A 24,080-nucleotide genomic window follows, 5' to 3' on the forward strand; every position below is an offset into this window, starting at 1 on the left:
TGGGGTGACCACCGTCAACGGCATGCGCGGGGTATCGCGCGTGCCGGCTTATGTGGTGATGCAGCCCACGACCCTGTGCAACCTGGACTGCGTCTACTGCTACCTGCCCCTGCGCGCCCAGGACCGCCGGATGCCGGTGGAGGTGGCGCGGGCGGTGGCCGCCGACGCGAACCTCTGGGCGGCCCGCGAGCGCTTCTCCGTGGTCTGGCACGGAGGTGAGCCGCTGGCGGCCGGCAGGGAGCACCTGGCGGCGCTGATGGCCCCGTTCGACCCTGGCGTGGAGCAGCACGTGCAGACCAACGCGACGCTGCTGGACGACGCCTGGTGCGAGTTCTTCGCCGCCCGGCGGGTGCGGGTGAGCGTGAGCGTGGACGGGCCCGGGGACCTCAACGGGCAGCGGATCTCGCGGGCGGGGCGGCCCGCGTACGACCGGATCGTGCGGGGGATCGCGGCGCTGCGCCGGCACGGGCAGCCTTTCGCCGCGCTGTGTGTGGTGGGGGATCCGCGGCCGGGCGTGGCGTCCCGGCTGTACGAGTACTTCCTCGAGCTGGGCTGTGACACGCTCGGCATCAACATCGAGGAGCGGGAGGGCGTCAACGAACGTCCCAACTCCCATGACCCGGATGCGGTGCGGGCCTTCTGGGCCGAGCTGGTCGCGGCGTGGCGGGCCGATCCGCGGATCCACGTCCGCGAGCTGGAGTGGAGTCTGCGCTATGTCGGCGCGGTGCTCGACGGCACGTCCGGCGACCTGCTGCCGCGGGAGCTGGACCCGATTCCGACCGTCGGGCACGACGGCGCGGTGGTGCTGCTCTCGCCGGAGCTGGCCGGGTTCCACGATCCGGTGCACGGCGACTTCAGCAGCGGCAACGTGTTGCGCACGCCGCTGTCGCGGCTGCTGGCCGAGCCGGGGCGCACCAGCTGGGTGCCGGAGTTCCTCAGCGGGGTCGAGGCCTGCCGCGACACCTGCCCGTACTTCGGCTTCTGCGGTGGCGGGCACGCCGCCAACAGGTACTTCGAGCACGGAAGGTTCGACGGCACGGAGACCGAGCACTGCCGCAACAGCAAGATCAACCTACTGGAGGGAGTGCTCGACCATGTCCGACTCGCTGGAACGAGTGGCTGACCGGATCCGCGACGCGCGTGGCGAACTGGCTCCCCTGCTGGAGGAGGCCCGGCTCGCCCGACTGGCCCGAAGCGAAGTGCCAGGCGCAGACAGCAGTGCTGTCTGCGCCTGGAACCACTTCGAGAACATCCCGACGTTCTTCAACTGGAACAACCGGCCACGCTGAGGCGGCCGTCGTTCAGGAAGTCAGCGGCGGGGAGTCCAGTCCTTACCGTCGTCGTCATCGTCGTCGTCGACGGCATAGTTCCCGTACGGGTCGTACGGGTCCGGCTCGTCGTCGTCCGGCTGTTCCTCGACAACAGCACTGCCGCTGCCGCTGCTGAGCTCGCTACCGGCAAGCTCGCGCTGCAAGGCGGCGAGGTCGGTGTTCGGGGAGTGGTACTTCAACTCCCGGGCCACCTTAGTCTGCTTGGCCTTAGCTCGGCCGCGCCCCATGGCCGACCCCCTCGCACATGAATGACGGGGCTACCCGAAGGCGGGCCCCGATGACGTCAGACATCTCTCGTGGGTCATACGGTACATGGGAGGAGGCCACTTCGGCATCTCGGGTTACCGGGTGTCTGGCAGCACATCGGAACCTGTCCGTTTTATTACTGGTAAGGACTAATTCGCGCCCCAGTAATAACGCCCCAGCCGCGCGACCAGCGCCGGAACGCGTCCTTGATCGCGGAAGTTGCCTGGCAATCGGGCGAATGACTGCTCAAGATACGCACGATTGCCAGGCAACTTGAATGATCTAGATCCGGGCGTGGCGCTAGATCCGGATGGTGCGCAGGCGGCCGACCTCGGCCATGCGCTGCTCGGCGAGGCGGTCGGCGGCGGTGGCCGGCGAGATGCCCTCGGTGTCCGCGAGCTGCAGAATCCGCTTGGTCGTGTCGTAGATCTTGGTGGCGCGCAGCTTGGCCCGGTCGAAGTTGAAGCCGTCGATCTCGTCCGCGACCTGGATCACACCGCCCGAGTTGACCAGGTAGTCGGGTGCGTACAGGATGCCGCGGTCGAGCAGCAGCTTCTCGATGCCGGTGTGGGCGAGCTGGTTGTTGGCCGCGCCCGCGACGATCTGGGCCCGCAGCGCGGGCACGGTGTCGTCGTTGAGCGCGCCGCCCAGCGCGCAGGGCGCGTAGACGTCGATGTCGCTGGTGATCAGCGCGGTGGCGTCGGCCACCAGGCTCACCTGCGGGTACGTCGCCTGCGCCCACTCCAGGGCCTTCGGGCTGACATCGGTGGCCACGACCTCCGCGCCGTCCTCGACCAGGTGCGCGACCAGGTACTTGCCGACCTTGCCCAGGCCCGCCACGCCGACCCGCCTGCCCTTGAGCGACGGGGTGCCCCAGCGGTGCTCGGCCGCGGCGCGCATGCCCTGGAAGACGCCCCAGGCGGTCAGGATGGAGGAGTCGCCGGCGCCGCCGTACTCCACGCTGCGGCCGGTGACGAACTGCGTCTCCCGGGCCACCACGTCCATGTCCTGCACGTACGTGCCGACGTCGCAGGCGGTGTAGTAGCGCCCGCCGAGGGACTGCACGAAGCGGCCGTACGCGCGCAGCAGCTGCTCGGACTTGATCTGGTCCGGGTCGCCCCAGATGACGGCCTTGCCGCCGCCCAGGTCGAGCCCGGCGAGGGCGTTCTTGTACGCCATGCCGCGGGACAGGTCCAGCACGTCGTGCAGGGCCTCCTCCTCCGACGCGTACGGGTAGAAGCGCGTGCCGCCCAGGGCGGGCCCCAGCGCGGTCGAGTAGATGCCGATGATCGCTTTCAGGCCGCTGGCCCGGTCCTGGCAGAACACGACCTGTTCGTGACTGCCGTCGGTGAATACGCCCACTGCTGGCTCCAAGGTGACGTCGATGGCCCTTGTGAGGTCATCCTGCTCGGTCTCGCGGACCACGGCGCGCCGCCGGCGAGTGACAGCTCGCCGGCCGACTCCCCGCCATCCGCCGAGGGGTCGGGCCACGCCGCGGTAGCGACGCTCCCGCTGACAGCCTAATCGTGGGAGGATCGCGAGGTGCCGTCACAGTTCGCCGCGTACCTGAGGGTCTACGAGCCGCTCACCGCGTTCGCGCCGGAACGTGAACGATTCTGGCGTCGATACGTCGACGAGGGGCGGGCCGTCGGGGTGTCCGACGGGCCCGGCCGCCAGCGCGCGACGGTGCTCGAGGCGCTCGGCGCGGGCTGGTCGCGGCTGCCGGACCTGCCCGATGAGGCGTATGTCATGCAGGGGCTGACCGGCCAGACCGACGTGACCCTGGTCTGCCCGTGGAACCTGCGGGTGCGGGTGGCCGAGGCGGCGCTGCAGGCGCGTGACGGGGTGCCGCAGGTGCTGGCCGACGCGTTCGTGCCGCCGGTGCTGGTGGACCTGGCACAGACCGTGGTCGAGCAGACCCGGGCCGAGGACCGCATGCACGAGCAGGTCGCCACCTGGGGCGTGCCGTTGCGCTGGTTCGTGCTGGTCTCGCCGGCGGAGCGCGACCTGGTGCTGGAGCCGACCCGCCGGGTGCTGCGCTACCGCACCGAGATCGGCAAGGCCCGCCAGCGGGCCCACAAGGGGCTGCGCGTGCTGCGCCGGACCCTGGGCGACGTGCCCATCACCGACTCGCTGCGGGAGACCGCCCGCTGGCTGGAGTCGTTCCACCCGGGCTCGGTCGTCGAGCTGGACTACGGCGGCCTGACCGGGCTGCTGTCCGAGGACGCGCTGCGTGACGACGACTCCGTCGAGCTGGTCGCGACGGGTCTGGCCGGGCTGGAGCGCGAGGACGGCGACGCGGCCACGGCGGCGTACGAGCAGCTGGTGCAGCGGTGGCGGGCGATCCAGCTGATGGAACGCAGCAACTGACACTGAGTAGTTTTCAGGTCACGTGTAGTGATCGAAAGCTATGAAATTACTGTCTTCATCCGCTAAAAGCAGACATGTCGTTCATTCATCATCCGTCCATCCACGGACCTTCACCCGTTCGGCCCATGTCGGACATCGGGGACTAGCCGGACTATGGGTAGCGCGTTGGCCGGCGGGACCCCGGCCTACGTCTATAGGTACTTGTGGAGGAGACCGCATGGCGTCGCGTACGCACGAACCAGAACCCCTGCTCACCCCGGCAGAGGTCGCATCGATGTTCCGCGTCGACCCGAAGACGGTGACCCGGTGGGCCAAGGCGGGCAAGCTCAGTGCGATTCGCACGCTGGGCGGCCACCGTCGCTACCGTGAGTCGGAGGTGCGCGCTCTGCTCCAGGGTCAGATCCCGCACCAGCGTCAGGGCGACTGAGCTGCAACAACGGAGGGCTGACGCCTTCCTGCATACCCCCCAATAGTCAAGGCTCCGCCTTCGCTGCCCCCGCAGCGGGACGGAGCCTTGACTATTGCCGGATCAGGGGACCAGTGCGCCGTCGCGGAGGGTGACGACCCGGTCGGCCATCTCCATCAGCGCGGCGTCGTGGGTGGCGACCAGGGCGGTCATGCCCCGGGCGTGGACCAGGGCGCGGAGCAGGTCCATGATCTGGCGGCCGGTCTCGGAGTCGAGCTGGCCGGTGGGTTCGTCGGCGATGAGCAGCTGCGGATCGTTGGCCAGTGCGCGGGCCACCGCGACGCGCTGCTGCTGGCCACCGGACAGCTCGTACGGCCGCTGGTTGGCGTGCGCGCCGACCCCGACCAGCTCCAGCAGTACCGACACGCGCTGCTCCCGCTCGGCGGGCGGCACCTTGGCCAGCCGCAGCGGCACGCCCACGTTCTCGGCCGCGGACAGGATCGGCACGAGGCCGAACGACTGGAACACGAACCCGATCACGTCCCGGCGCAGCGTCACAAGCTGCGGCTCGGCCGCGGAGGTGACCTCCTGACCGGCGATGAAGACCTTGCCCGACGTCGGCCGGTCCAGCCCGCCGATGATGTTGAGCAGGGTCGTCTTGCCCGCCCCGGAACGCCCGCGCACCGCGACCAGCTCGCCGCGCCCGGCGGTGAACGACACGTCGCGCACCGCGTGCACGACCTTGCCGCCTCGGCCGAAGTCGCGGCAAATGTTCTCCACCCTGACCAGCTCGTCAGCCACGGCGCACCTCCACATGGTCGGACTCCAGGTTCAGCTTCACCCGGTCCTTGAGTTCCAGTTCCTGCACGAACGACTGCGGCAGCTGCATCCGGCCCGCCCGGTCCAGCACCGCGTACTCCTCGCTGACCAGCTCCGTGCCACCGTCGGCGGTGACCCGCGCACTGCGGCGCACCTCCGAGGCCAGCCGCCCGTCGCGGATCGCCACGGTACGCCGCACCTGCGTGGAGACGTTCGGGTCGTGGGTCACCACCACCACCGTCACACCCAGCTCGGCGTTGATGGTCTGCAGCGCCTTGAACACGTCCGCCGCCGTCGACTCGTCCAGCTCACCGGTCGGCTCGTCGGCGAACAGCACCTCGGGGTCGTTGGCCACGGCCAGCGCCACCGCGACGCGCTGCTGCTCGCCGCCGGACATCTGATCCGGCCGCCGGTCCGCGCAGTAGCCGACGCCGACCATCTCCAGCAGCTCGTACGCCCGCTGCCGGGCCGCCCGGCCGGACCGGGTGCCGGCCAGCCGCATCGGCGTGATCACGTTCTCCAGCGCGGTCAGGTACGGCAGCAGGTTGCGGCCGGTCTGCTGCCAGACGAAACCGACCATGTGCCGCCGGTACGACAGCCGCCGCCCTGCCTTCATGGTGAGCAGGTCGTACTCGCCCACGCGGGCGATACCCGCCGTCGGCACGTCGAGCCCGGACAGGATGTTGAGCAGCGTCGACTTGCCCGACCCCGACGCACCCACGATCGCCAGCAGCTCACCGCGGTCCACCACCAGGTCCAGGCCCTGGAGCGCGACCACCTCGACACCCTCGGTCTTGTAGATCCGCACCAGCCCGTCACACACCAGGTGTCCACGCAGCCGGTCCGCGCCGCCCGCCCGGTCGGCGGCCCGCTGCGCGGCCCGTGCCTGCAGCGTGGCCAGATCCGGCGCGCTCGTCATCTCACTAGTCGACATCAGCTCTCTCCCGCATCGGAACCAAGCCGCAGCACCTCACCGAGGCGCAACCGGCGGTTGAACAGCGTCTCCACCGCAAGCGCGGTCAACATCCCGACCAGCACCAGCGCCAGCGAGGCGCCGACGACCAGCGGGTCGAACGTGACACCCACCGACAGGCCGTCGGTGAACGTCGACAGGCCCAGTGCGGGCGCGATCAGGTGCGGCACGGCCATACCGATGACCGCGCCGGTCAGCACCGCCACCGTCACCACCGGCATCAGCTCCACCAGCAGCAGGCGGCGGCCCTGACCCCGGGACAGGCCCATGGTGCGCAGGCGCGACAGCACCGTGCCCCGGCCCCGCGCGCCGGAGACCACCGCGAACCCGATCGCCAGCAGGGCCAGCACCACCCCGGCACCCGCCCCGATGCCGTACGCGAAGGTCACCACCGCGTTGATGGACGAGTCGTCCAGCTTCGCCCGCGCCTGCTCCCAGGTCGTGACCTGGGTGACCTCCTCGTACGCCCGCGGCCGGAAGCCCTCGTTGGCCCAGCGTTCCTGCCCGGCGGCACCGACCTCGCGCACCTTCTCCGGGTCGGGGTCACCGGCGATCAGGAAACCGCTCGGGTTGAGCGCCTGCTGCGCCTCCACGGGCACGGCCTGCCACGGCACGATGATGAAGTTCGACGCGCCGTTGGCGATCGGCGGGAACCCGTCGACCACCGCCGCGACCCGGAAATCGTAGTTGCGGCCGCGCAGCGAGACGGTGCCGTGGTCGGTGCCGAGCTGCTTGGCCACGCCGGGCGAGACCAGCGCGGGCACCGGGAAACCGGGTGCCGCGTCGGTGAACACCGCGGGCGGGGTGAAGTCGACGCCCGAGGCGGCCACCACCCGCGCGTACGCCTGACCGTCGAGCACCAGCGAGTACACCGTGCCGAGCCGCTTCTGGTCGACGACCAGGTCGCTCGCCCCGTCGACCATGTACTGGGTGACGGCCCGCACGCCTGGTACCGCGGCCAGCTCGGCCTCGGTGGTCTTGTCGAAGTAGTAGCCGTCCACCTTCATGTCCGCGGCCATCCGCAGGTCGGTGGCCCGGTCACGGCCCTCGGCGATGGTGCTCGCGACGGCCACGCTGAACACGGCCGTACTGACCGCCACGACCAGCACCGCGACCGGCCCGATGACCGCGCCGGCGGTGCGTCCCGACCGGGACAGGCCCAGGAAGCCCACCGCGCCGCGCCCGCGGGCGGCCAGCCTGCTGAACCGGCCCACCACCGGCGGCACCAGCCGCACCATGACCACCGCCGCACCGGCCGCCAGCAGCGCCGGCACCGCGGCCAGGTAAACGTCCACGCCCTCGCCGGCGCTCAGCCCCCGCTGGCGCAGCAGCCACACGCCCAGCCCGGCCAGCACCAGCAGGCTCAGCTCCGCGGTGCGCCGCTTGAGGCCCACCCGGGCGACGGCCACGTCGGAACGCTCGCCGGAGAAGGACGGGTCACGCGCGGCGCGCATCGTCATCACCGGCACGGCGAGAACCGCCAGCAGGGTGAACGCCACCTGCACCGGCCAGGTGACCGAGGGGCGGCCGGGCAGCGCCGCGCCCAGCAGCGCGCCGATCACCGCGCCCGGCACCACCAGCAGCGATTCCAGCAGGGTGTATCCGCCGATGGTGGCGATGGCTCCGCCGCGCGCCCGCAGCAGGGCGAACTCCGCACGCCGCCGCGACACCGCGACCCGGGCCGCGAGCAGCACCAGTCCGGCGAGCGTGAGCAGCGTGCCGACCTGGACGACGGCCAGCAGCGCCGCACCGGCGCGGGCGCGCTTCTCGAACTCCGCCAGTTGCGAGTCCAGGCTGGTCAGCAGGCTGCTTTCCAGCCCCTGCCGCCGGGCGACGGAGACCGCCTCGACCATGCCGGGCAGCACGCCCATGTCTAGCCGGTCCATGTCGACCCGGTACCGGAACTCGTAGATGATGCCCGCCATTTCGGGCAGCCGCTCCAGCCCCGGATCGTCGGTGAAGACGATCGCGCGCCACGGGTCGCCGTCGTCGTTGGGCAGGTACGCCCGCAGCGCCAGCGGCATCGGCTCCCAGAAGGTGCTGTTCTCGTCGTGCGGCCGGATGATGCCGACGACCTCCATCGGCAGCTCGTCCTGGAACTTGAAGGTGCTGCCGACGTGCTGGCTCAGCTTGTCGGCGTTCCACTCGGTGAGCACGACCTCCAGCGGTCCCTTGCCCAGCTGCTGGGTCTCCGGCCAGCGGCCCTCGATCAGGTCGGCCTGCTCCCGCAGCCCACTGCCGGTCCGGACGCGGAACTTCACGTCCGTCGTCTTGGCGGGCAGCCCGGTGCCGGTCACCCAGGACTCGTCCTGCGAGCTGGTCGCCGCCCACCAGGACGCCTCGACCCGCTCGTTCAGCGTCGGGTAGAACACCTTCTGCTGCGCCTTCAGCCGGTCGGCCGGGCGCCAGTTGGCGCCCTTGTCCCGGGGCCCGCGGTAGGTCAGGTCCCGCGCGGTGTAGGCCAGCTGGGAGATGTCGTTGCGCAGGCCCTCGTCGGTCAGCCGGTTGGCGACCCGGGGTGCGCCGACCACCAGGATTCCGGCCAGCAGTGCCAGCGTGCCGAGCAGCGCCAGCGGCCCGGCCGTGGTCCGTACCCGGGCGATCCAACCCTTCACCGGTCAGCTCCGATCCGCAGCTGGGCCGCGGCCAGCCGCTGCCGCATGGTGGTGGCCACCAGCCCGGCCATCACCAAGGTGAGGGCGAGCAGGGCGGCAGCGGTGCCCAGTACGGGCCACCAGTCCGTCGTGGTGAGCGCGGGCGGCACCGGACGGCTCGCGCTCGGGGTCAGAATCACCAGCGGGCCGGTCGTCCGGGCAACCAGCATGCCGACCGCCAGGCCGACCGTCACACCGAGCCCGGCCAGGAATGCCTGTTCGAACATGAGGGCGCGGGCCAGCAGGTTCGGCGTCGCGCCGAGCGTGTTGAGCACAGCGAGTTCCGCGACCCGCCGGCGGGCGGTCGCCCGCACGTCGACGGCGACGCCGACCAGCGCCAGGAGGATCGCGCCGAGCGCGGCGATGAACAGGGCGATCCGGGCGCCGGCGCCGAACGGGTCGTCGGCCGCGTGCACGGCCAGCGCCTTGCGGTCGATCACCTGCAGCCCCTCCAGCGGGGCCGCCCCGGCGGCGGCCTGCGCGTGCATGGCCGGGTCGGTCTGCACCCACCATTCGGCGACGTTGGGTGGCCGCCAGCCGGTCTGCTGGAGGTGCTTACTCAGGGCGGGCATGTCCACCAGCAGCGCCGCCTGCTCCATGTCGCCGGGCAGCGCGCCGATCTGCCCGATGACGTGCACGTCGGTGGCGGAGCTCCACAGCGGGATGGTCAGCTTCGCGCCGACCGTGGTGTGCAGCGCGGCCAAGGCCTCCGCGGTGGCCAGCACCGGTACGACGACCCGGTCGCTGTCGGGGCGCGCGGTGAACGAGTAGCGCAGGTGCCGGTAGCTGTCGACGACCAGCATCTGCACCCGGGCCGTGTTGCCCTTGACGGACATGGTCCCGTCGGCCGCCAGCGCGGGCAGCGCCCAGGCGGTGCCCCCGGCGTCGAGGTTCAGCGGCGCGGCCGAGCCGCCCGCGCCGACCGTGGCGAGGCCCTTGAGCTGCCACACGATCGGTAGGCCGGTCGGCATTTCGGGCCCGTCCACGGCGAAACCGGTCAGCCGCATCCCCGCGGTGCGGGGCAGCGGGATCTCGAACGCGTAGGGGTCGGTGCCGGTGCCTCCGGCCAGCGACAGCCGGTGCACCGCACCGTGCACGTCGGTGAGCAGGGCGAACGTCGCCTCGCGCGGCCTCTCCATGAACTCGCCGAACGGGCTGGTGATGCGTACGGAGCCGCGCAGTGCCGTCGCCCCGGCCGGCAGGTCCATGCCCGGCTGGCGGCTGCTCTCCGGGGCCCCGGCGGCCAGCAGGGCCCGCACGTCACCCAGGTCGGAGCGCAGCCGCAGCACGTCGCCGGCGGCTGCCATGTCGATGGCCAGTGCCGTGGTGGGCGTGGCCTTCTCGCCGGTCTCCATCCGGACGCGCCACGCCGGCACGGCCGAGGTGACACCGGGCAGTTCCCCGACCTGGTCCATCCGCAGCGGGGGCACCGACCAGGCCGACTCGACCAGGCGCAGATCCGCGCCGGCGGTGTGGTCGGCCTGGTCGATCTGCGACTGCCGGGCGGTCGCGGCGAGCGTCCACGCCAGCGTGCTGACCGCGACGGCCAGGGCCAGCAGCAGCACCGGCCCGGCGTGCGGGCGGCGTCCGGCCTGCCAGACGCCGAGTTGCGCGGCGAACCACGGGCGGCGGTCCACCAGCCGCTCCAGCAGCCGGGTCAGCGGCGGCAGCAGGCGCAGCGCGAGCACCGCGCCGGCGAGCACGCCGAGCGGCCCGGCCGCCGCCAGCATCGGGTCGATGCCGAGCTGCCCGGCGACGCCGGACAGCGGCGAGTCGTACTGCTGGAGCTGGAACCAGGCCAGCACCGCGAAGCCGATCAGGGCCAGGTCCAGGCCCGTGCGCTGGGCCGCGGCGACGCGGCTCGGCCGGGACCGGGCCGCGAGGTCCGCCACGTAGGTGCCGCCGCCGCGCATGGCGGGCAGCAGCATCGCCAGTACGCAGCCGAGCCCGGCGGCCGCCGCGACGATGATGGTCGTCGGGGTGATCCCGGCTTCCAGGTTCAGGCTGACCGAGCTCAGCGCGGGCAACCGCTTGACCAGGCCGAGCAGCGGGACGATCAGCAGCGGGGCGAGCACGGCGCCGGGCGCGGCGATCAGCAGCGCCTCGCGGGCGGCCAGCCCGGTGAGCTGGCCGCGGGACGCGCCACGGGCGCGCAGCAGCGCGGTCTCCGCCCGGCGGCCCTCGGTCAGCAGCGCGGCGAGCAGCAGCAGCGCGTACCCGCCGAGGATGGAGATGAGCAGCAGCGGGGTGAGCAGGTCGGACCGGCCGACGAGGCTGGCCTGCTGGATCCGGTCGACCAGCCGCTCCAGGTGCGTCCCTGCCTGGCCGCCCTCGCCGAAGCCCAGTTCCTTGGGCACCTCGTTGAGCGAGCTCACTGCCGCGCGAGCGGCCGTGAGCTGGGAGACCTCGGCCCGGGACAGGTCGGGTGTCACCACCCAGCCGCTGTTGCCGAGGTAGGACCAGCCGGCAAAGAAGTCCTCGCGCGGCAGCACCAGGGGGCCGTACGTGCTGCGCCCGGTTTCGACGCCGTTGGCCATCTCGGGCACCAGCAGCCAGTACGGGTCGTCCTCGTCCTTCATGGCGAAGACGCCGCTGACGGTGACCCGCTCGTTCTTCTTGGTGATGCCGTTGGCGAGCGGGATCTCGGAGCCCGTCGTCAGGCCCAGCGCCTGCGCGGCGGCCTCGCCGACGACGACCTGCCGCGACCCGGCCACCGGCCAGTCACCGGAGACCAGCCGGGAGTGCTCGGCGAGCTCGTCCAGGAACATGACGCGGGCGTACACCACGCCGTAGCTGTCGGGCGTCGCGCTGCCGGTGTCACCGGTGAACCGGAGTCCACTGGCGTACCCGGCGGAGGACACCGTGAGGTCGGTGTCGCCGAAGCGGGTGGCGAACGCCTGCCGCAGCTTCGTGTCCGTCTCCCCCCAGGACGCCGCCGAGAATGACTTGTCGACCTCGGCGCCGCTGGAGGACCAGCCACTGCCACCGGTACGGGAAGGCAGGCGTACCTGCACGGCGCGCTCGTCCGGAGGGGCCGCGGCGACGGCCGCGCGGGCGCCCGCCTCGATCACCGCCCCGCTGTAGCTTGCCAGCCCCACCAGTAGCGTCGTCGAGATCAGTGCTGCCGCTGCGGCGGCAGTCAACAGGCCTTTGGCGCTATAGGCCCGCCGACGTGCCAGCATGACGCCTCCCTGATCGTTTGCACTTCAACTTCTGTATGAGTTGAGACGACCAGGTGCTGGTTCGCAGACTGTGGCGGCTGTTACCCGAATGTGATGACCAACGGGGCAGTTTGCCCCTTTCACCCCGGTGGGCGAATACCCACAGTGAGCTGCGCGAATGCCGAGCGGCGTACGCCGGCCAGATCGGGGCTGTGTCCGCCCGCCCACGACCAGAGCGCGCTGTCCCAGGCCGCGCGGGCCGCCCCGGCCACCAGCAGCGGGTAGGGGTGCGCCGCGGGCAGCCCGCAACGCGCCGCGACGAACCCGCTCACCAGCGCGTGCAGTTCCTCACTGATCACGAGATAGGTGCTGAGCAGCGACGGCTGCGCGCTGAGCAGGCTCAGCCGGGAGCGGATCTGCGCGAGTTCGCCCTCGTCGGTGACGTCGGTCTCGTCCAGCACGACGCGGACGGACTCCAGCGGCGGCTCCTCGGCCGGGCGGGCGGCCAGCGCGCTGCGCAGCCGGTCGACCCGCTCGTGGGCGACGTCGCCGAACAGCACGTGCTGCTTGGACGAGTAGTACCGGAAGAAGGTGCGCACCGAGACCCCGGCCTCGGCGGCGATGTCCTCAGCGGTCGTCTGCTCGTAGCCCTGCCGTACGAAGAGTGCCAGCGCCGCGTCCTCCAGGGCCACCCGCGTATGCCGTTTGTGCTGTTCCCGCCGGTTGATCACTCGTCCGGTCATCCACCCATCCTGAGGGCGTCGCCGCGCACCGTCAAAGCGCCCCAGCCGCCATCGCGGGGTTGGTCGATATAGCAGCATTCAAGTTCTATGCCCGGCTACGGTCGGACCATGGTCGCCCATCGGCTGGTGCGGAACCTGCTGGGAGGGGCAGCGGTGCTCGCTGCCCTGCTGCTCGTCGTGTTCGGGCTGCCTGCCGTCAACCGGGCCGTGCCGACCGACCGCTCCCTGGCCGGGCAGCACTACGACGTGGGCGCGGGGGTCAGCGTCCAGCCGCCGCCCGGAGCCCGGGTCGACGCCAGCAAGACCCGCCCGGGCCAGGATCGGGCCGCCGTGCTGTTCCTGGTCGGCGACGTGCGCTACGCGATCGTGGTGCAGCCGTTCGCCGGGCCGATCGCCGAGGCCGCCGACCGGCTCCGTACGAAGATCAAGGCGACCCAGGGCTACCAGGTCACCGGCGACGAGGGAGCCGTCGACACGGCCAGCGGGCTGGCCGGGCTGTCCGGCGGGTACACCGCGCCGGGGCGGTGCGGCCGCTACGCCGTGTTCCTGGCCGACGGCCGGTCGATCGAGGTCACCGTCAGCGGCGCGCAGCTCGAACTGCAGCGCGAACTCGCCGGCATCGACGACTCGATCAGCTCCATCCGGTACGGCGGTGTGCGATGACGGTCGCGGGCCGCTCCGGTGGGCGGCGCTGGCGGTTCTCCGTACGCCCGACGCCCCGCGCGGCGCGTGCGCTCAAGTCGCTGCAGCTGCCCGCGTTCTGGCTGCTCGGCCTGATCATGCTGGCCGGGATCGTGCGCCTGCTGGAGATCCTGCGCACCGACCTGGCCCGGTTCCCCGTCGCCACGACATCGGCAGTGCTCCTGTTCGCCCTGTACGCCGTGCCGTTCTGGCTGTTCATCGCCTCCATGGACTTCCTCGAACGCGAGCCGCCGCTGCTCATGGCGACCGCGTTCGCCTGGGGCGGCGCGGTGGCCACCACCGCCGCCATCCCCGGCACCCAGGCCGCGCACGACCTGATCGCCAAACTCATCTCCCCGGCCTTCGCCGCGACCTGGGGCTCGGCCATCGCCGGACCGACCATCGAGGAGCTGCTCAAGGCGCTCGGCGTCGTGATGATCGTGCTGGTCGCCCGCAAGCAGCTCAACAGCGTGCTCGACGGCATGGTCTACGGCGCGCTCATCGGGCTCGGCTACCAGGTGGTCGAGGACATCATCTTCGCCGTCAACGCGGTCGCGCTGCGCGGCCAGGGCGACGGCATCGGCCCGGTCGTGGCCACGTTCTTCCTGCGCGGCTTCCTCGCCGGGCTGTGGAGCCACACCCTGTTCACCGCGCTCGCCGGGGCGGGCATCGCCTGGTTCGTGGTGCGCACCGACAAGCCGATGTGGTGGCGGCTCGGCGGTCTGGGCCTCGGGCTCGGGCTGGCCTGGCTCACCCACTTCGTGTGGAACTCGCCCCTGTTCGCCGACGGCCTCGGCTCCGGGGCGGCCGGGGTGCTGCTCGGCATGCTCGGCAAGGGCCTGCCCGCGCTGGCGATGGTGCTGGCCCTGCTGTGGGTGGCCCGGCACCGCGAGGCGCACTACTACGTCGCGCAACTGGCCCGGCTGCACGATCCGCAGATCGCCACCCCCGGCGAGCTGCAGATCATGGGCCACGGCCACCTGCGGGCCGACGCCCGCCGCTACGGCAAAGCCCGCTGTGGCCGGGCCGGCGAGCGCGCGGTACGCGGACTGCAGACCGCCCAGGCCAGGTTCGCGGTGGAGCTGAGCCGGGTCGACCACATCACCCCCGGCGACATGCTCCTGGTGCACTGCCGCGACGAGGTGCTCGCCCAGCGCCAGCGCCTGGTCGCCCTCGGCCACCCCGAAGCACTCGTCTCCCCCATGCGCCCCGCCATCCCCCGCGTAGTGGTCCTCGGCGCCCTCTTCGCCGTAGCCCTCTTCCTCCTCATCTGGCAAGCCCTCCGCCACATGAACGCCGCCTGACCCACCCACCCCCCTTTCCCGCAACTCTTAAAAAGTCGCGCCCTCCGGGAGCTCCGGAGGGCGCGACTCTTCAAGAGTTGTGCAGGGGGTCAGCTGGGGGCGTGGCCGCCGTCGCCGTCGACCGTGATCTCGGGGGTGCCGTCCTGGTCGAGGTCGACCAGGGTGATGTCGACCTTGCCGTCGTGGTCGGTGTCGAACTGGAACAGGTCGGCCTTGCCGTCACCGTCGGTGTCGGACACCCACACATCGGTACGGCCGTCGTTGTCGGTGTCGCCCTTGATCAGGTCGCGGCGGTCGTCGCCGCGGGTCTCCACGGTCTCGCTCATGACTTCTCCTTATCGGGGGTCGTACCGCAACACGTTAGTGCCGGATGTTCGCGCCCGCCGCAGCGAGCGCCTTGATCGCCCCGGCGGACTCGGAGTAGCCGATGACCAGCACGCCGTCCGGCCGCGTCGGGACGACCTGACTCGCGATCCGGGTCAGCTCGGCCTCGTCCTTGACCTCGCCGCCGTCGGTGATCTGATAGACGTAGGTCTGCACGCTGACCTCGCTGATACCCGCCTTGACCAGCTCCTTGGTGACACCCTCGGCGAGTTTCTTGCCGTAGTTGTCACTGTGCGTGACGATTGCGATCTTCTGCAGGCCGTCGCGCAGCATCACGTCGGCCAGCGCCCGCGCCTGCAGCACGTCCGACGGGGCGGTGCGGAAGTACAGGCCCTTGTCCTCGAAGCCGGTCAGGTCGGGCGAGGTGTTGCAGGGCGAGAACATGACCATGCCGTACCTGATCGAGTCAGGCAGCGAGGCCAGCGCGACACCGGACGCGCCCGGGCCGATCAGCACCTGGACCCCGGCCGCGTGGTGGCTCTCGATGGTTGCCTTGGCCTTCACCGGCGAGGTGCCGTCGTCGCCGTCGATCCACTTCACCGGCTTGCCGAGGACGCCGCCCGCAGCGTTGACCTCCGCGACCGCGAGCAGGGCGCCCGCCTCCATCGGCGGCGTGGTGTACGCCAGCGCGCCGGTCTTGGGCAGCAGGCCGCCGAACGTCAGCGGCTTGGTGGTCGTGCCGCCCTTGACCGGGGTCGGCGGCTTCTGGCCGGTCACGTCGCGCTCGTTGCCGGTGCCCAGGTACTCCGTCTTGCCGCCGTCGAGCTGGTTGGCGGAGTCGAAGTGCACGGTGCCGTAGCTGGTGGTCGCGGGCTCGCCGGCCTCCGCGAAGCCGTACCGCACGGTGACGCCACGGTAGGAGATCGGCCTGCCGGCCTCGGCGAGGGTGAGGCACTGCTTGACGGTGCGGCAGATGGTGCCCCCCACGGTGACCGCGTTGATGTACTTGGCGATCTTGGCGGGCTCGGTGCTGCCGGCCTGCTGTGCGGCCAGCGCGCTGATCACGACCGCGTCGTACGCCTCACCGGCGAACAGCAGGTCCTTCAGGCCCGGCTTGACCGACCGCAGCCGCTGCAGGAACGACTCGTCGAGCTCGGTCAGCGGCATCGTGCCCTTCATGCCGCTGAGCAGGCCCGGCTGCTCCTTGAAGATCGCGCCGAACTCGTTCGCCATGTTGCCGTCGGTGCCGTAGAGGTAGGCCCCCTGATACGCGGAATTCTGGGAGTCGTCTGGCCCTGAGCTGCAGGCAGACAGGCTGAACAGCGATACGCAGGCAGCGGCGATGACAGCTCGCGAGAAACGCATGAGGGTGCCTCCATGGCGATGGTCCAACGGGCACCTTAGCGTTGTTCACTCGATTGGGGGAGGGGCCAATACGCCCGATGGGCGGCGAACGCTCCGGTACGGTTGCCGCCGCCCGTTAGGCTCCCACCGTGACCGTCGATCCAGACCATTCCTTCGAGGACGCCGCACTCGTGCTTGACCAGGCACTCGCCGGTGACGGCAGAGCGGTGGCAGGCACCCTCGACAAGGTGGTGAGCCGCGACGGCAGCTCGGGCGCCTACAACGTCGCCTGGTGCCTGGCCGGTGAGCTGGCCGGGGACGGTGTCCGGGCGGGCGCCTGGGCGCTGGAGTACCCAGGCATAGACGAAGCTCCCTACGACACCCGCTGGGTGGCCCGCTTCGTCAGCGCGTACGTCAACCGCGACGAGCCCACCGGCGAGGCCCTGATCGGGGCTGCGCTCGCCGACGGACTGCTCCCCCAGTGCCTGCTGACCCTGGCCGGCTCCACCGTCGCCACCAAACGCCGTCGCGAGTCCTGACCCGTCAGTCCAGGGTGATCCAGTAGCGCCTGGTCGGGCCGAGCGTCGTTTCGCGCACGTCCTCCAGCACGCCACCGTTGCCCTCGATGACCCGGGCCGAGGCGGTGTTGGCGTCGTCGCAGGTGATGAGGACCCGGTCCAGGCCCATCCGCCGGGCGTACGCCAGCACCAGCCCCACGGCCCAGGTGGCCAGACCGCGTTTCCGGGCCGAGGGGCGCACCGAGTATCCGATGTGACCGCCCGCGGCGAGCAGGAAGTCGTTCAGCCGGTGCCGGAGCGAGATCGAGCCCAGCACCGCGCCGTCCTCCACGATCCACCAGTACGTGGCGTGCACCCTGTCGTCCGCCACGGGCACCGACTCGTCCGCGCTGACCTCCAGCCGCTTCACCCAGGCGGCGAACGACTCGGCGCTGTCCACGCCCGCCGCCTCGTGCAGCCCGCTGCCCGGCTGCACAACGTCGCGTCCCCACTCGTCACGCGCGTCCAGCCAGGCACGGTGCAACGAAACGGCGGGTGCGACCAGCTCAGCCATGCGCCGAACCTAGTACCGCCCACTCCCGCCCGCCACGGATTTCCGGCACCGCCCGCCGATCCGGCGGCCGACCGCACCTCGCGCCGCCCGCGCCGTGCGGCCGCTGATGATCGCCGTTTGCGGTCAAGATCTGCGGTCCGGCCACATGTTTTGCCCGCAAACAGCGATCATGCCGCCACCGGGTCGCGCAGCCCCGCCGGAGCGCGAAAAAGCCCCGAGCCGCGGCCAGATTTCTCCGGCGCAGTTCGGGGCGACAAAGCCCGGCGAAGAGCTTTGGTGGCCAGGGGCGGGGTCGAACCGCCGACCTTCCGATTTTCAGTCGCGAGCATTTCAGCAGCTCGGAAACATGATCATCGGACGCGTGCGATGGTGCGTGCGATTACGGGCTCATGGTGACCCGCTTCGGCAGCCGTGCGATATCCCCATGTGCAGCGAGGTCTGACAGCGCCTTGGCGATCTCCGCGTCGCGGCCCTCGACGGCGTGTAGGTACCGCTTCGCCGCGACCATGGTCGAGTGGCCGAGCCGTCGCATGAGGTCAGCCATAGTCGCGCCGGCCTGGGCCGCGAGCGTCTGTCCCGTGTGACGCATGTCGTGGACCGTGAACTCTTCCAGCCCGGCTATCTTCCGGGCGCGGACAAATGCCTGGTAGAGCGTGTTGCCGCGCAGCGGTGAACCGTCACGGCTGATGAAGAGACGATCCTTGCCCGCGAACTGGTCCAGATGCAGCACGACGATCGGCATCACGTGGGGCGGAATGGTGACGGTCCGCTTTCCTGCCTCGGACTTCGGGTCCCCATCGAACGCCTGCCCAGGAGCGGCAAGCGGCTCGATCCGGTTCTTCCGCACGGTGATCGTGTGGGCGGTCAGGTCGACATCTGCTGTCCGAAGACCGGCGATCTCGCCACGGCGCAGGCCGCACCACGCGGCGATCAGTACGGCTGTGCGGTAGCGCGGGTTTATGGCCTCGACAAGAGCGGTCACCTGGGCGGGAGTGGCGACCGGGCGCTCAGCCGACTTGGTGACACCGGCCCCTTTCACCTGGCACGGGTTGCGAGCGATCAGCCCTTCACGGACGGCCACGTTCATCACCATCCGCAGGAAGCGGTAGGTCTGCGAGATCGATGTCCGGCCACCGTCGCCACGGAGAGCCGCCGCGTACCACTCGCGTACTCGCAGAGGCGTGACCGTGCGGAGCGGGAGTTCCAGCAGCGGAGCCAGGTGTAGCCGCATGTTTCGCTCGCAGGTCTCCCGCCAACGCACGCCGACAGTCTCGCTGTCGCGCAGCACGGCCCGTGCGTAGTCGCCCAACTTGACCGCGCCCCCCTTCCCGTCCAGCCATGTTCCGCGCGACAGGTCGGCTTCGACGATGGAGAGCCAGCGGCTCGCATCGGGCTTCGTCCGAAACGTCTCTGGAGCTGTCTGCCGTTGGCCGGAAGGGTCGATGAAGGACGCCTGAAAGCGGCCCGAGGGCAGCTTTCGGATGTAGCCGAACTGCCGACGTTTCGCAGCCATCAGGCCACCACCCGTCCGCCAGCCCAGTTGACCCGGATGGGGTCGACGGTGCCGCTCGCGATGAACTCCCGAAGCGCACTCTCGGGGATGCGGACGTGCCGGCCACCGAGCTTCACGAAGCGGATACGTCGCTCAGCGATGAGTCGTCGCGGGAACCTGGGTTTGGTGCCGAGGACTGCCGCAGCCTCATCGACGGTCAGCAGGCGATCGATTGTGCTCATGTTCTCCTCATCTCCCCTGGTCAGTCGGCTGATGGTTGGGTGCTTAGCGGTCGGCGCTGCCGTGCCGCGTCTGCGGCCATGGCGGCGAGGGCAGCGTCACCGGAGGTGCGCCAGCCGTTGCCGACGTGCTGCCAGTGGTTGATCACGAGGACCGTGTAGTCGTCGGCGGTGTCGGCGACGTCGACCGGGTCCCCAGGGCCGATGGCGTGGACGGTCGCGCCGTCTCGGTGCTGCGGTCGGCGTGCTAGACGGAGTGCGCCCATGGTGGTGGAGTAGCGGCGGCTCTTGGTGGCGAAGTGGCCGCCGAAGCCGAGCATGTGTGCCCAGCGGCGCAGCCCGATCCAGCCGTCTGCCGCGCCGAGGTTCCAGCAGGCTGTGATCAGTCGGTTGGTGTGCCGGGCCGGGTCGGCGTAGGCGTCCATGGAGTCCGCGGTGACCCGTCCGGCGTTGACGCCGGTGATCTCGGTGGCCTTGGTGGCGTACTTGGCGAGGTAGCCGGCGACGTGTTGCTCGGTCATGACTTCACCGGGCAGGCCCGAGCGCACGACCTTGACGTCGACCTGCTTGCCCCAGCGCAGCACCCATCCGGCGGGTTGGTCGGGGTGCGGGGCGGTGTTGAGCGCGGTGGACGCGGCGGCGACCTCGACAGCGGTCTTGAGCATTGTGGCGGTGTAGAGCGCGACCTGGTTGCCCTGCGGGTCGATGCCGAACGGCGGTGGGGCGATGGTGTGCGGGTCGCCGGGCAGGTTCGCGTCGAGGCGGAGCAGGGCGTGGAGGTGGACGACGCCGCGCCGCTGGTATTCGGCGACCTTCGCGTACCGGAGCTTGACCCAGCCTTTGGGGGTCGCGCCGATGTTCCGGCGGACAGCGAGCATGGTCCGGTCCCACAGTTTCGCAACCAGGTGGTTCCAAACGACCTGGTGGTCGTGGTCGTAGCAGTCCAGGCAGAGCGGTTGCCCGAGCCGGGCGTCACCCTCGCCGTGTACGGCGTTGCAGGACATCGGCTTGCCGTGGGCGCAGGCGGGGCGTTCACGGCGGACGCGGCAGGGCTGGGGCTTGTCGTTGCGCACCACGCGGGTGTGCACGACCCCGAACGACGGCGCGGTGAGAGTGACGAACACAGCCGGGTGCAAGGCGACCGTCTCGGGCACGCCTTTGCCGCCGGCCAGACCTGCCTTGATGAGCTGATAGGTGTCGTAGCGGTAGGTGGTGGCGCAGGCCGGGCACAGCGAGGCGATGCGCGTGCCGCACGGCTTGTAGAGCACGTTGTCGGGGAGCGTGTCGGTGGAGAACCGTTCGAGTACGGCGCCAGTGGCCGCGGACACGGTGAGGACTTCACCGCGTAGGCGGACGGGGCGGGTGCAGCCGCGGGCGCGGGCGGCGGCGTCGAGCCAGCGGCCGAAGCCGGGCTTGGCGGCGCGGTCGAGGAGCCCGAAGCGGTCGTCGGCGGGGAGTTCGTCCAGGCCGACGAGGTCGGCCAGGAGGTGCCCGGTGATGGTCTGCGGGCTGTTTTCGGGTGCAGTGATCACAGGGCACCTCCTTCCGAGGTGTCGCAGCAGGTGAAGCGGAGGTTGGGGTGAAGCGCCGTCAGGAGGTGAGAACGGCCGCGTGATCGGCGAGGATCAGTCGGCCGATGTGCTCGATGAGCTGTGGGACGACGGCGTTGCCGAGGGCGTGGAGCCGGTCCAGTTGGTGGGGAATCCCATGAGCCAGTCGAGCCACTGAGGGTTGACGTTCCAGCCAGTCATCCGCTGCCCGCCTGCGGTGATGTGCTGCCAGGCCAGGAAGTCCTCCAGCTGCGAGCGGTGCGCGCCTGTCTCGGCCCGTTTCCAGCAGATTCCGTGGGCTCCCATCGACGCTCTCGGGGTGGGCCACGAGGAAGAGCCGTTCACGCGGGTGCGGCGCGCCGAACTCTGCCGCTGATAGCACCGACCACTCCGCATCGAACCCGAGCGCGGCCAGGTCACCGAGGATGATCCCGAAGGCGTCTCGGTCGGCAAGCAGAGCTGCGACGTTCTCCAGCAGGAAGTAGCGCGGTCGAAGAACGCGAAGGGTGTCGACGACAGCCGGCCACAGCCACCGCTCATCCCTGACGCCGCGTCGCTTGCCCTCGACGGAGAAGGGCTGGCAGGGGGCACCGGCACAGACCAGGACAGGGGAAGCATGTCCGGTGCCGGTCCACGCCTGCGGGAACGTGTTGACGTCGTCATGGCGGATCACCTCCGGGAAGTGGCGGGACAGGACGGACTGGCAGAACTGGTTGATCTCGACCTGGTGCGTGATCTGGAATCCGGCGCGCGTCAGGCCGAGGCTGAACCCGCCGATCCCGGCGAACAGGTCCACCGCAGTGGAGCGAGGCGCGTTCATCGGGCCGCCTCCGGTAGCGGCGTGCCGTTGACCGACGCGATCGAGGTGCGCGGGGCGGTTAGGCCCAGGGCGCGCATGATCTGGCCGGTGGTGTCGTTGCTGACCCGCAGCACCGCCCGCAGCTCATCGCGTGTGATCGGCCGACCGTTGGCCTGCTCGTGCTCGGCAGCCGCGGCGCGGGCGCGGTCGAGCAGATCTGCCGGCAGCGGCGGCGCTGGCCAGTCGGAGACTCGGCCACCCAAGGCGGGCACGTTCGTCATGACCGGCGCGATAGCCCGCACCACGGCTGCGGGGACGGCGGGGACTGGCTCAGGACGGTCCTGGACGACCGGGACGGCCGGGGGCGTTTCCGGGACGGCCGGGACGGGCTGGGGGCGTTCGTCCGGGACGGGCAGGGACGCCGGGGACGGCGCGGGGACGTCCTGGGGACGGGGACGGGGACGGACGTCCGGGGCGTCCTGGGTCGTGGGGTTGGTGTCCGTGGCGGTCGTGGTGGAGGTGCGGTGGCCGATGACCAGTAGCGCCCCGGTGGCCATGATCATGAGGCCGTCGATGGCGAGGGGGCCGAGTGCGGAGACCAGGCGGTCCTCGCCGTAGTAGGTCAGCAGGGACGACAGGTGCCGGTAGGACACGACGCCGGCGACGAGGGCGACGGGGATCATGCCGCCGAAGCGCAGCACGGCCCACTGTCGGCCGACCGGCCAGGCGACGCGGACAAGGATTTCGATCGCCACGAACAGGATCACGGGCCAGACGATCGAGCCGACGACCGCACCGGGCATCGGCTGCCAGTCGGCGGGGGCACCGGCCGGAGGGATGTAGGAGTGGGCGACGTTGGCGGCCACGGAGATGACGCCGCCCAGCAGCGCGCCGAAGCGCGACCAGCCACGACCACGGGTGTCGGTGTTCATGGTCAGTGCTCCTGTCCGGCGTAGGCGGGCGTGTACTCGGCGACGAGGGCGTCTATGTCGGCGTCGGTCGGGTAGCCGATGCGGATGCGTTCGGGGTCGGCGTCGCCGTCGACCACGTAGCCGACCCCCGGCATGGACCTCGGGATGAGGTCGCACAGCGCGCCGCGGTCTCGGGCGTTCTCGCCCAGCACCAGGTCCACCTCGGCGGGCTCGACCATGCGCAGCCCGACCCGGATCGCGAACAGGTTGCGCAGCGGTACGACCTCCTTGCGGCCGTCCTGGACCAGGGCCACGACGTGGATACCGGCGGCGCGGCCCTTGGTCAGGATCAGCGCCAGTGCGGCCTTGACCCGGTCGGTGGTCTTCTTGTCGCCGTAGGCGGTCAGCGTCGCCAGCTCGTCGATGAGGATGATGCGCTTGGGCTCCTCGACCGTGGCGACGTGCTGACGGGTCCGGCCGCGCAGCGCGACGGTGCGCTCGTTGAGCACCGTGACCTCTTCCTCCAGGGCGTCGGCCATCTCTGCGGCACCATCGCACAGGAACCGGGCCAGCAGCGGCGCGACGCCGGCCATCTCCATGCCGCCCTTGGGGTCGAACCCGACCACCCGGACCGTGCCCGCGGCGATGCCGCCGGCGACCGAGCGCATGAACGACTGGACGAACGAGCCCTTCCCGGCATCGGACGCGCCGACGACCAGGCAGTGCCCGCCGTGCAGCCGCAGGGTCCACGTCTGGCCGGACTCGCGGCGGCCCATCGGCAGAGCGGTGAAGTCGGGGACCATCGGCACCGGCAGCGGCTTGACGACCGCGGACAGGGGGTCGCCCTGGTGCAGGTGCAGCACCACCAGACCCGGCTTGAGCCCGGCGCGGACCGTGACCCGGCGTACCCCGAATGTCTCGGCCATGCGGGAGATGTGGCGGGCGTAGTCCGCGCGGGTCTGACCGGGCACGACCGCGATGGTGAGCACGTCCAGGCCATCACGGGAGTAGATCCCGACGATGCGCGGGGTGTAGAGCGTGCCGTAGTGCCGGATCGTGAGCTTGCACGCGGTCATGAGCTGCGGCCACAGCGGCTCGATCTCATCCAGGCGGAACTTCGCGAACTGCGCGCACGGACGGCACAGGCACCACGAGCGGTGGTAGTCGCGCGGGTGGACCCACGCACCGCACAGGCACTTGATCATTTCGATGCGGGCACCGCCGAACATCACCGATCACCGCCGATCGCGGTCAGCAGGTCGAGCTGAGTGTCGTTGTCGGCAGGCCACGTGGGGGCGGGCCGGATCTCGGTGGGGCGGGCGGGGACCGGGACCGGGCGGACCATCGTCGGCAGCCACGAGCCACGGCCGAGCACCGCGCGGGCGTCGACCGGGGTAGTCACCTGGAGCATCACCGACCGCAGGTCGACGTGACCGGCCAGGGCGATCTGACGGGCCATCGCGGCGGCAGCGCCGGCGACCTCGATCAGCGTCGCGACCCGCAGCTCATCGGTGAACCCGGCCGTGAACAGCGACCGCGACGCCAGGATCGCGGGTGCCGCGAGGGACGACACGAGCGCCGACGAGTCTGCAGCGTGATCGGGCGCGGGGTTGGGTAGCGTGGACATGACGAACCTCCCCTTTCGAGGTGAGGAGTCAGCAC

Annotated in this window: 24 protein-coding genes; 7 read left to right on the forward strand and 17 right to left on the reverse strand. The window is 71.0% G+C overall.

Annotated features, from left to right (window positions below):
• The first annotated feature begins 22 nt into the window (after window positions 1-22).
• Window positions 23-1,123 (forward strand): cyclophane-forming radical SAM peptide maturase AmcB, encoded by a 1,101-nt coding sequence (amcB, locus tag HAV40_RS13615; protein ID WP_166381491.1) that lies wholly within the window; start codon window positions 23-25, stop codon window positions 1,121-1,123.
• A complete protein-coding gene (gene amcA, locus HAV40_RS13620) occupies window positions 1,095-1,289 on the forward strand; it encodes a multiple cyclophane-containing RiPP AmcA (RefSeq protein ID WP_166381329.1) in 195 nt (64 codons plus the stop codon). The genes amcB and amcA overlap by 29 nt, the downstream gene beginning before the upstream one ends.
• A gap of 20 nt (window positions 1,290-1,309) precedes the next feature.
• Here amcA and HAV40_RS13625 read toward each other — a convergent pair whose 3' ends face one another.
• Window positions 1,310-1,558 (reverse strand): DUF3073 domain-containing protein, encoded by a 249-nt coding sequence (locus tag HAV40_RS13625; protein WP_166381330.1) that lies wholly within the window; start codon window positions 1,556-1,558, stop codon window positions 1,310-1,312.
• Between the two features lie 319 nt (window positions 1,559-1,877).
• Window positions 1,878-2,939 (reverse strand): Glu/Leu/Phe/Val family dehydrogenase, encoded by a 1,062-nt coding sequence (locus tag HAV40_RS13630; RefSeq protein ID WP_166381331.1) that lies wholly within the window; start codon window positions 2,937-2,939, stop codon window positions 1,878-1,880.
• Window positions 2,940-3,119: 180 nt separating this feature from the next.
• Here HAV40_RS13630 and HAV40_RS13635 point away from each other — a divergent pair, with 180 nt between their 5' ends.
• Window positions 3,120-3,947, forward strand: a complete 828-nt coding sequence (locus HAV40_RS13635; RefSeq protein ID WP_166381332.1) for a DUF8083 family protein — start codon at window positions 3,120-3,122, stop codon at window positions 3,945-3,947.
• 217 nt (window positions 3,948-4,164) lie between these two features.
• Window positions 4,165-4,374, forward strand: coding sequence for a BldC family transcriptional regulator (locus tag HAV40_RS13640; protein WP_020522548.1), 210 nt, complete (start codon window positions 4,165-4,167; stop codon window positions 4,372-4,374).
• A 102-nt stretch (window positions 4,375-4,476) separates the two neighbouring features.
• On the opposite strand, the gene HAV40_RS13645 is transcribed toward HAV40_RS13640, so the two are convergent.
• The 5 genes from HAV40_RS13645 to HAV40_RS13665 form a co-directional block, all read right to left on the reverse strand.
• On the reverse strand, window positions 4,477-5,154 hold the full coding sequence (locus HAV40_RS13645; RefSeq protein WP_240935355.1) for an ABC transporter ATP-binding protein: 678 nt from the start codon (window positions 5,152-5,154) through the stop codon (window positions 4,477-4,479).
• On the reverse strand, window positions 5,147-6,106 hold the full coding sequence (locus tag HAV40_RS13650) for an ABC transporter ATP-binding protein (RefSeq protein WP_239086054.1): 960 nt from the start codon (window positions 6,104-6,106) through the stop codon (window positions 5,147-5,149). The genes HAV40_RS13645 and HAV40_RS13650 overlap by 8 nt, the downstream gene beginning before the upstream one ends.
• Window positions 6,106-8,760: an FtsX-like permease family protein gene (locus tag HAV40_RS13655; protein ID WP_166381334.1), complete on the reverse strand. Its 2,655-nt coding sequence runs from the start codon at window positions 8,758-8,760 to the stop codon at window positions 6,106-6,108. Before HAV40_RS13655 ends, HAV40_RS13650 begins: the two co-directional genes overlap by 1 nt.
• The gene (locus HAV40_RS13660; RefSeq protein ID WP_166381335.1) at window positions 8,757-11,981 is read right to left on the reverse strand and encodes an ABC transporter permease; all 3,225 of its coding nucleotides are present in this window, start codon (window positions 11,979-11,981) and stop codon (window positions 8,757-8,759) included. Before HAV40_RS13660 ends, HAV40_RS13655 begins: the two co-directional genes overlap by 4 nt.
• A 119-nt stretch (window positions 11,982-12,100) precedes the next feature.
• Window positions 12,101-12,703 carry an acyl-CoA-like ligand-binding transcription factor gene (locus HAV40_RS13665; RefSeq protein ID WP_166381336.1) on the reverse strand — a complete coding sequence of 201 codons (603 nt, stop codon included), beginning with the start codon at window positions 12,701-12,703 and terminating at the stop codon, window positions 12,101-12,103.
• Window positions 12,704-12,811: 108 nt separating this feature from the next.
• Between HAV40_RS13665 and HAV40_RS13670 the strand changes: the two genes are divergently transcribed.
• Both HAV40_RS13670 and HAV40_RS13675 read left to right on the forward strand, forming a co-directional pair.
• Window positions 12,812-13,366, forward strand: a complete 555-nt coding sequence (locus HAV40_RS13670) for a hypothetical protein (protein ID WP_166381337.1) — start codon at window positions 12,812-12,814, stop codon at window positions 13,364-13,366.
• Entirely contained in the window at window positions 13,363-14,688 is a 1,326-nt protein-coding gene (locus HAV40_RS13675; RefSeq protein ID WP_166381338.1) for a PrsW family intramembrane metalloprotease, read from the forward strand. The genes HAV40_RS13670 and HAV40_RS13675 overlap by 4 nt, the downstream gene beginning before the upstream one ends.
• An 89-nt stretch (window positions 14,689-14,777) precedes the next feature.
• Here HAV40_RS13675 and HAV40_RS13680 read toward each other — a convergent pair whose 3' ends face one another.
• Entirely contained in the window at window positions 14,778-15,014 is a 237-nt protein-coding gene (locus HAV40_RS13680; RefSeq protein ID WP_166381339.1) for a hypothetical protein, read from the reverse strand.
• Window positions 15,015-15,048: 34 nt separating this feature from the next.
• Window positions 15,049-16,377: an ABC transporter substrate-binding protein gene (locus HAV40_RS13685; protein WP_166381340.1), complete on the reverse strand. Its 1,329-nt coding sequence runs from the start codon at window positions 16,375-16,377 to the stop codon at window positions 15,049-15,051.
• A gap of 128 nt (window positions 16,378-16,505) precedes the next feature.
• Here HAV40_RS13685 and HAV40_RS13690 point away from each other — a divergent pair, with 128 nt between their 5' ends.
• Window positions 16,506-16,895, forward strand: coding sequence for a hypothetical protein (locus HAV40_RS13690; RefSeq protein ID WP_166381341.1), 390 nt, complete (start codon window positions 16,506-16,508; stop codon window positions 16,893-16,895).
• A 4-nt stretch (window positions 16,896-16,899) separates the two neighbouring features.
• On the opposite strand, the gene HAV40_RS13695 is transcribed toward HAV40_RS13690, so the two are convergent.
• The 8 genes from HAV40_RS13695 to HAV40_RS13730 form a co-directional block, all read right to left on the reverse strand.
• Window positions 16,900-17,427 (reverse strand): GNAT family N-acetyltransferase, encoded by a 528-nt coding sequence (locus HAV40_RS13695; RefSeq protein ID WP_166381342.1) that lies wholly within the window; start codon window positions 17,425-17,427, stop codon window positions 16,900-16,902.
• Between the two features lie 379 nt (window positions 17,428-17,806).
• The gene (locus tag HAV40_RS13700) at window positions 17,807-18,940 is read right to left on the reverse strand and encodes a tyrosine-type recombinase/integrase (protein WP_166381343.1); all 1,134 of its coding nucleotides are present in this window, start codon (window positions 18,938-18,940) and stop codon (window positions 17,807-17,809) included.
• Entirely contained in the window at window positions 18,940-19,161 is a 222-nt protein-coding gene (locus tag HAV40_RS13705) for an excisionase family DNA-binding protein (RefSeq protein WP_166381344.1), read from the reverse strand. The genes HAV40_RS13700 and HAV40_RS13705 overlap by 1 nt, the downstream gene beginning before the upstream one ends.
• 20 nt (window positions 19,162-19,181) lie before the next feature.
• The gene (locus HAV40_RS13710) at window positions 19,182-20,690 is read right to left on the reverse strand and encodes a replication initiator (protein WP_239086052.1); all 1,509 of its coding nucleotides are present in this window, start codon (window positions 20,688-20,690) and stop codon (window positions 19,182-19,184) included.
• 58 nt (window positions 20,691-20,748) lie between these two features.
• A complete protein-coding gene (locus HAV40_RS13715; RefSeq protein ID WP_166381345.1) occupies window positions 20,749-21,528 on the reverse strand; it encodes a DNA cytosine methyltransferase in 780 nt (259 codons plus the stop codon).
• Window positions 21,525-22,439, reverse strand: a complete 915-nt coding sequence (locus HAV40_RS38870; RefSeq protein ID WP_166381346.1) for a hypothetical protein — start codon at window positions 22,437-22,439, stop codon at window positions 21,525-21,527. The genes HAV40_RS13715 and HAV40_RS38870 overlap by 4 nt, the downstream gene beginning before the upstream one ends.
• A gap of 2 nt (window positions 22,440-22,441) precedes the next feature.
• Window positions 22,442-23,647 carry an FtsK/SpoIIIE domain-containing protein gene (locus tag HAV40_RS13725; protein ID WP_166381347.1) on the reverse strand — a complete coding sequence of 402 codons (1,206 nt, stop codon included), beginning with the start codon at window positions 23,645-23,647 and terminating at the stop codon, window positions 22,442-22,444.
• Entirely contained in the window at window positions 23,647-24,045 is a 399-nt protein-coding gene (locus HAV40_RS13730; RefSeq protein ID WP_166381348.1) for a hypothetical protein, read from the reverse strand. The genes HAV40_RS13725 and HAV40_RS13730 overlap by 1 nt, the downstream gene beginning before the upstream one ends.
• Window positions 24,046-24,080: the final 35 nt, after the last annotated feature.

Origin of the sequence: Catellatospora methionotrophica, from assembly GCF_011297335.1 — a bacterium.
In the GTDB taxonomy this organism is placed as follows: domain Bacteria; phylum Actinomycetota; class Actinomycetes; order Mycobacteriales; family Micromonosporaceae; genus Catellatospora; species Catellatospora methionotrophica.